The sequence below is a fragment of the Porphyromonas endodontalis ATCC 35406 genome, assembly GCF_000174815.1.
Taxonomy (GTDB): Bacteria; Bacteroidota; Bacteroidia; order Bacteroidales; family Porphyromonadaceae; genus Porphyromonas; species Porphyromonas endodontalis.
This window is the reverse complement of sequence record NZ_ACNN01000014.1, coordinates 113,247-120,776: the sequence shown is the minus strand read 5'-3', so window position 1 is coordinate 120,776 and position 7,530 is coordinate 113,247. Positions and strand designations below refer to the sequence as shown.

5 protein-coding genes are annotated in these 7,530 nt (G+C 49.1%); all 5 read right to left on the bottom strand.

The window, feature by feature from the left end; all coding sequences use genetic code 11:
* Positions 1 to 112 precede the first annotated feature (112 nt).
* The 5 genes from POREN0001_RS03535 to POREN0001_RS03515 all read right to left on the bottom strand — a co-directional run bounded on the left by POREN0001_RS03535 (position 113) and on the right by POREN0001_RS03515 (position 7,313).
* Entirely contained in the window at positions 113 to 1,111 is a 999-nt protein-coding gene (locus POREN0001_RS03535) for a malate dehydrogenase (protein ID WP_004333100.1), read from the bottom strand.
* Positions 1,112 to 1,281: 170 nt separating this feature from the next.
* Positions 1,282 to 3,012 (bottom strand): sulfatase-like hydrolase/transferase, encoded by a 1,731-nt coding sequence (locus POREN0001_RS09015; RefSeq protein WP_004333024.1) that lies wholly within the window; start codon positions 3,010 to 3,012, stop codon positions 1,282 to 1,284.
* Positions 3,013 to 3,042: 30 nt separating this feature from the next.
* Positions 3,043 to 5,376, bottom strand: coding sequence for a cation:proton antiporter (locus POREN0001_RS03525; RefSeq protein ID WP_004333058.1), 2,334 nt, complete (start codon positions 5,374 to 5,376; stop codon positions 3,043 to 3,045).
* Positions 5,377 to 5,502: 126 nt separating this feature from the next.
* Entirely contained in the window at positions 5,503 to 6,804 is a 1,302-nt protein-coding gene (locus POREN0001_RS03520) for a hypothetical protein (protein ID WP_004333073.1), read from the bottom strand.
* Complete coding sequence (locus POREN0001_RS03515) at positions 6,801 to 7,313, bottom strand: hypothetical protein (RefSeq protein WP_004333066.1); 513 nt, start codon at positions 7,311 to 7,313, stop codon at positions 6,801 to 6,803. Before POREN0001_RS03515 ends, POREN0001_RS03520 begins: the two co-directional genes overlap by 4 nt.
* Between the last annotated feature and the right edge of the window lie 217 nt (positions 7,314 to 7,530).

Sequence of the window (7,530 nt, the reverse complement as noted above, 5' to 3'; positions counted from 1 at the left end):
TTATCCGACTCGGGTGTGGCCTGCCTCCATCACGACTGCCACTAAACGAAAAAATCCCCTTGCCCAAACAGCTTGAGCAAGGGGACTTCTTTTATTGGGATAAGGAATAGGTTTAGAGATTCGGATTGAGCGTAGCCCAATCTGCAACAGCGGGGATTATCCCCATCTCAGCCACCTGAGCAATCATGGCGGCCAAGTGTTCTGCACTCTGTTTGAGGGCGGCCATTTCTTCGTCGGTCCCCTTCGTTTCGAGGCAATGCACCCCATCTTTGTCGATGCGCGTCTCCATCGCCATCATCACCTTGCCGTAATCAGCATGAGACACATAGCACCCCGAGGGTAGGGTAAAAGGCTCGCCTCCCATGGCAGCGGCAATCATCTCCACAGCTACATAAGAGGGACTTTGGAAGCTACTACGCCCCCGCAACTTAATGATATTGGCCCCCCCTTTTACAACGCGCTCCTTGAGAGCCGCCCACTCCTCGTGCGAGAGCTTCTCTGTACCAATAAGCGAGAGCAGGGGAGTTCCTTCCACAGAAGCCGTAGAGGCAAAGACTGCCATAGACTCACCATGACCGCCATAGGTGCGGCAGCAAGTCACCTTGCTCTGGAGTACTCCGAAGTGCTTTGCAAGCTCGCTTTGCAGACGATTGGAGTCGAGGGCCGCCAACGTGGTTACTTGAGAAGGCTTCAAACCGGAATGGATGAGCGTAACCAACCCTGTAATATCAGCAGGGTTGAATATGATCACCACGTGCTGTACATCGGGACAATAACGCTTAATGTTGTCGCCCAATTCCGCCGCGATTTGGCTATTACCACGGAGAAGATCCTCACGGGTCATCCCCTCTTTGCGCGGAGCACCCCCTGCAGAGATAATATATTTAGCACCACGGAGAGCCTCTTCTATACTCGAAGTAAATGTAAGATTGAGCCCCTCAAAAGCACAATGGCGCATCTCTTCTGCTACGCCCTCCAGCCCTTGGGCGAATGGGTCGTAGAGACAAATGTTTGGAGTAAGGCGCATCATGGCTGCCGTTTGTGCCATGTTGGAGCCGATCATACCGGCAGCTCCAATGAGCGTTAACTTATCGTTTGTTAGATAATTCATAGCGATATTCTTTTTATTATCATTGTCACACCATGGGAAGTAGCGTCTCCGGCCCTTTCATTGGGCAGGGATGTGCACACTCAGCCTCCCTCGGAGAAGTGCCTGAAACCAAGCTACCAACTCCTAAGCAAAGATATATAAAAAGCGGATTGCCACGCACAATAGGGAGACTACGTTGCACGTACAACGATGGGCTCATCTTGCCAAGTCACAACCACGGAGTCTGCCGCAACATATTTAGAAGAGAGGGGATCTTGCGAAGAGGCGGGGTACTTCGCCACACGGATCCCCATAAGGGAGCAAAGGAAGTAGGGCAATACATCGGTAGTAAAGAGCTGATGCTTCACCGCCTCCAGACGCGAAACCAGTTCGGGATGGAGCTGACGCATTTTGGGACTTACGTACACCATAAAGGGCACTGAGATTGACTTCCAGTGCGGAGCATGCCCAAAGACATCGCTCATTTCGCCGGCTTCGGGGTCGTACGTAAGGATACCATGATCTGCCACATAGACTACCACAGAGGGCTCTTGCGCATAGCGTTGAATGATCTCATGGAGCATATAGTCCGTGTAGAGGATACTATTGGCATACTCGCAAATTGCCTCGTTTTGGCTCCGATCCTTGAGAGGAGAAGGGAGATCTTCTGGCTTAAATCGGGCAAAATTACTCGGGTAACGCTCTTTGCAACAGGGGTGCGAACCCATCAAATGCACGAGTTCAAAGAGTTTGTTCTTGGGAAGAGAGGGCGTTTTACTCGTCAGCAAATGGGGCAGGACATCCCCATCCAGCTTCAACTCCTGAGCCCACCAATCGCGAGAAGAACGCACATTGGCGTAGTACAAACTATCCGAAGTGGAGGCAATTGCTGCCACAGGTTGGATAAACAAACCCTGCTTCTCTTGGTTGCTCAACCAGTAGGTATAGTAGCCCGCTTTCTGCAAAACGAGCGGCAGGGTAGGCGTAGCATCCCACGTAGAGAGCGTATCCGTTCTTTGGAAAAAGGTGAGCACTTGGGACAAAGAAGCCGCCGTATAGGGAGCCGGAGCCACCGCATTATCGAACAGAATCACCTCTTTGCTTGCAATTAGACTATCCAAAAAAGGAGTATTTGCCAAGGGAAAGCCATAGCAATGATGGTAGGCACGCGTAGCAGATTCCCCCACAACAAGCACCAGCGAATGCGCCGAAAAAGAGGGGTCTTGATGCACCTCTCCACAGTCTACTCGGCGTAAAGCCTCCAGAGTCTCCTCTACAGAAGACATTTCCTCGGCGCACTTCATCACCCCCGTTATAAGTCGAGAGAGTGGAGTCATCACTTTATAGTTGGGGTAATTATTGCGGTAACTCGTAATAATGAGATAGGAGGAAAAGAAACCACCTCCCAATAAAACCACGAGAGGGACAGCCAACCAATAGGCACTTATCTCCCCCTTTTTCGTACGAGAAAGACGGTAAACGACATAGGCAATAACAAGGCTGGCAATAAATAACAGGAGCGGTAAAAAGAGATATTTTACGAGGCTGGCTCCCGCCATAAACTCTGCGGCTTCACGAGGATTCGTCGCCAAGATATTAAGTGCAATACTGTCCGTAAAAATCGTTTTATAGCCGGAGATAAGAATTTGCTCCCCGAAAAAAAGTAGCGAGGCAAGGAAGAGGGAAAAGCCGATAAGGCAACGGCGCAACACTCGGTACCTATCGGGCACGAAGGCAATAAGGAGAGGGATGAAAAATCCCCACCCAAAAGTTTCGGGGAGGGAGAGGAGTGTCGAGTCGCCCCCCGGGTCTGTATTGATAAAAGAGTAGCGGAAATTGGAGCAGAGAACAAGGAGAATGATGAAAACTCCAACCCAAGAATTCCGATAAAAGCGTGTAGCAAGACGAGATAAAAAGGACATAAATAACATTTTATTTACTTGTGAGAAGAGTCATTCAAACATATTCTTTGTTGCAGGGATGGCCAGCGGATCGGCACTCCTCTCGAGGGAGCGAACGATGAGGGTACTAGGCAGCTCCTGCAGGATCTCGGGGCGCACCTCCGTGAGAAGCCCCCACGTATCGTAAGAAATGAAGAGGAAGTCATAACCACGCAGCACCCCTACTCCATCTCCGGAAGTGAGCAGATTCGCCTCCTCCGGTACGGGACCCAAATCGAGGGCAGGGGCATTTTCTCCGAGCGACAAAGGCAAGATGGCAATAGAAGCGTTGTGCGCTTTGGAGAGATGGCGAGCAAGGGGGAGAAGCACCTCCCTGTCGGTCGCGTCTTTTGCGAGAAGCAAAACCCGTTTGAGAGAACCGAAGTGTCTATCGACAAAAACGCCCAACGAGCAATTCGTTTCCTCTGCAAATCGAGTCATTTTATCATTGAAGAGGGTACGAGCATTGAGGAGTACCTCGGGAGAAGTTATCGAAAATTTACGCCAACGCTTCTGCAAAAGCATTCGGTAAGAGACCACATTGCGGTCCCGCTCTTCGCTGGAAAGACTTAACCCAGCCCCAACGAGCAAGAAACTATGATGGGGCAGATTCGCTTGATCAATGATCTCACTTGTCACTTGGTCGCTTACCCTGTAGATAGGCTCTACAGAGAAACCAAGGTGGCGAGCTTCGCGCAAGGCGGGATGGAAGTTATCGGCAAAAAAAGTCTCTTCGTTGATTACATTCACATTGTTGCTCATGGTAACATGCAATAACGAAACCCCGGATGAGAGTTTTTCGTCGGGGAACAACTGCCGAGCCAAACGCAGGAGAAGTGCCCCCGTTTCGGGGCGACCAAAAGCGATAAGGATGCGGTGCGAAAGGCGAGCCACAGCCTCCTTGGTCGGGCGATGGAAGTGTAAAAAGAGGTAATCTATAAGATGAATTATAGGGGTGGTCATCACCGTTGTGACGAGCGTCATCAATACCAAAATCGCGAAGAAGACGGGAGGTAATACCCCCATATCCAGTCCTATCTTGAGCACCACAAGCTCCATGAGCCCTCGGGTATTCATGTAAGCCCCAAGGTAAAGGCTATCCTTCTGATCGATACCACACACGCGTGCCGCAACGTAGGTTCCCCCTGCTTTCCCCACAACAGCCACGAGCACAAAGAGGAGCAAAAGCAACCAGAGTTCGCCCGAATTGATAAGCCCAAGTTCGGTACGAAGCCCTGAGGAAACAAAAAACAACGGCAAGAAAATATTGAGTGACACATCCTCCACCTTCTCGGTCATCACGTGCCGGAACTTCACGTCCTCCGGCATAATCAACCCAAAGATAAAGGCTCCGAAAAGAGCGTGCATACTCAGGATTTCCGTGAGATAAGCACTCAAAAGTAATAAGATGAAGATAATACCGACCAGCCCCTTGCCCAGCAGCTCTTCTTTGTTGTACATACGCCCAATGAGAGAGAAGAGAGGACGCAAGACACCAAAGGCCAATCCCATATAGAGAAGCAGGAAAAGGAAATTGAAGAACGCACTGGCAACGCTTCCACTTTGGGTTATTGCCATAATGGCGGCCAGCATGAGCCATGCCATAATATCCCCGGCAGCGGCGGTATTAAGAGTCAGCTTCCCAAGATAGGTACGGCTCATATTGCGCTCTTGCACGATGCGCGCCAACACGGGGAAGGCTGTAATACTCATCGAGATACCGATAAAAAGAGCCAAGGGGAAGAAGGCAACTTCGGCAGCATAGCGCTCATAAGTCACGATGCTCAGTAGCAATCCCAGAATAAATGGGATAAAAATACCCGACTGACTGATTATGATCGAGTTGCGTGCTTGGGCTTTAATATCGGCAATACGCAGCTCCATCCCAATGGTAAACATAAAGAGGATAAGCCCGAATTGGCTCAGAAGCTCAATATTGACAATGCTCTCCTCAGGGAAAAGCCACGCCGAAACATCCGGAGCCACCATCCCCAAAAGACTCGGCCCCAATAGGATACCCGCAATAATCTCCCCAATAACCGTAGGCTGCCCAAGCCGAGCAAAAAGCCACCCGACCCCACGAGCTACCGACAGGATAACCACGATTTGGAGCAACAAGCGCCCAATAGTGGTAGCCACATGGTGCTGGACCCCTTCGCCAAAGGCCGTGAAAGCCCCTCGCAATCCACCTGAAGTAGAGCCTGTCAACTCTCCCGAAGATAGGATAGGCGTAGCCACAGCTGCCGTAGCCCAAATAGCCCCGACAAAGAGGAGCAAAAGCACAAAATAGTAGACTATTGCACCACGCTTTTGGGTGGCAGATATAGGGGTAGGAGCTTCTTGCATGGAGCGAATCCTTCTCTAGAGATACAAAAAATAATACGGTGCAAAGGTACGAATAACCCTATAAAAAAGATGCTCCCAAGAGCCGTAGCCCCGGGAGCATCGTCGATAAATTCTAAAAACGGAAGATTACTTTGTAAGCTCTAGAGAAACTTTAGCAGAGGTCATCTCAAGAGGAGTTGCCGTAGGAGCAACAAAGGTTTTACCTCCACCTACGACCTCAAGTTTGAGGGCAGATCCCGGTGCAGCACCTTCGTCCGTCTTAAACTCAAGAGTAACAAGATCTCCCCATTCCTTCTTGAGGTTACGGGGCATAGCTACCACTATATGGTCTGTATTAGGGGTGAGCCCATTAGCGTTCAAAGTCTTTTCCTCAGCAAAGAGCGGCAAGTTCATGTCTTCATCCGGAGTTTCTTTGAATGCATTTTCAATCACTTCTCGATTATACTTAGCCTTCTCTAGCACAGCTACACGATACACAGTTGTGTTTTCATCGGGCTTGCAGACAAACTTAGCCGAGTTAGCCGTCTTTTCTTTGAGGGTGAGTGTAATGTGCGCTTTTTTGTCTGTACCTAACACTTTGGTCGTAGCTCTGTCGCTGTCAGAGACCTCACTATACTGACCATTTTTGTCCACAACTACAAGGTACACACCATGTTCTGTACCACTAGCAAGGTCCTTTATCTCTTTTTCTTCCTCGCCAACATGTTGCTTTTTAGTATCAAAATCAACACCAAATATAGTCACATAATGTTTTAGATCAGGGATACCCATCATCTGCATCAGCATTTCTCGATTGGGATCATCCACGGGCATTACGAGGTAAAAGTAGCCTAAGACATCGTCATTAGGGGTAAACTTAATCTTCAAACTCGTACTACCGATATGGGTAAACTCAACCTTTACCTTAGGATTTCCTACAAGAGCCGCTTTAGGGACTTCGAAAGGAACATACTTCACTTCTCCCGGGCAACCATACTCATCTTGACCATAGAAGATGGCGTAGTAAGAGTAACCTTGCTGTAGACCCGTGAGGTCAAATTTCATCTTAGGGCCATTGGGAGTAACCCAGTGCGACTCCATCCTTGAGAAGGCATCCATAAGCTGATCCTGTGTCATTCCATCAATACCTCCACGGAACTGAAACTGCTCGGGGAATGCCACTCTTGCCTTCTTAACATCAAGCCCGAAGTCAAACTCAAGGTGCATCCCACCCACCGTAGGGGTAGCAGGCTCCGTTACTTTAAGGGTTGCATTAAGGTCGGGCATATCAGTCAGGAACATAACACTATCTGTATGATCTACCCAGTAACCAACAGGAGATCCTCCCTTGGGGTAAACCACCATGCGCTCACGCACTTGGGCATGAGAGCTAAAGCAAGAAGCGGCAGCAACACATGCACCTACAAAAAAAGTATAGAGTCTATTCATTTCTTTATGTATTTAATGGTTTGATTGTTGATAAGAATAAGGTAAACACCGGGCGCCCACTGTACTGTAGAGATGGGGGAGCCGGCCTTAAATCTGGGGTAAGAAGCAATAGTAGCTCCATTGGCAGCGTAAACGGCTACACTATGGAGAAGGTCTGCGTCAAGCCCTTCGAGGTAGAGAGCCTCCTCAGTATCACGCCATGTAATAAGCCCGGGCGCTACTAAAGGAGAGAGAATGCCCGTAGGAGCATACTGCGTGGAGAATAGGCACTTGGTGATCTCTTTAAGGGGGAACACGCCTCCCTTGGGGAGTTCCGCATTGTCTTTTGCGAGGAGCAGCATCTTACCTTCGGAAAAGGTGACCTTGGAGATTTTAGATAGCTCAACTACTTCACGCTCTGCCGGAGCCTGCCCCTCTACCACCAAAGACATTGGGTAGGTAGTTTGCCCGTGGGCTACCCATGTCGCGAGGAGGAGCACAGCCATCCATAATACAGTTTGTTTTTTCATCTCAATACGTATTTTGTTATGAATTTATAAGAACTCTTCTTCATGTTTCCTCCCTCCTTTTCCTCTTTTCTTTCCTTGGTAACATCATCTAACCTGTGCCTACATGACTACACAGGGGAGAGGGATCCGGTCATTTGTTTCTATGTACTCTGCAAATATAACAATTTGTTTTGATTATTATCTGATACTCAACAAAAATACATACAAAGCCATGCAT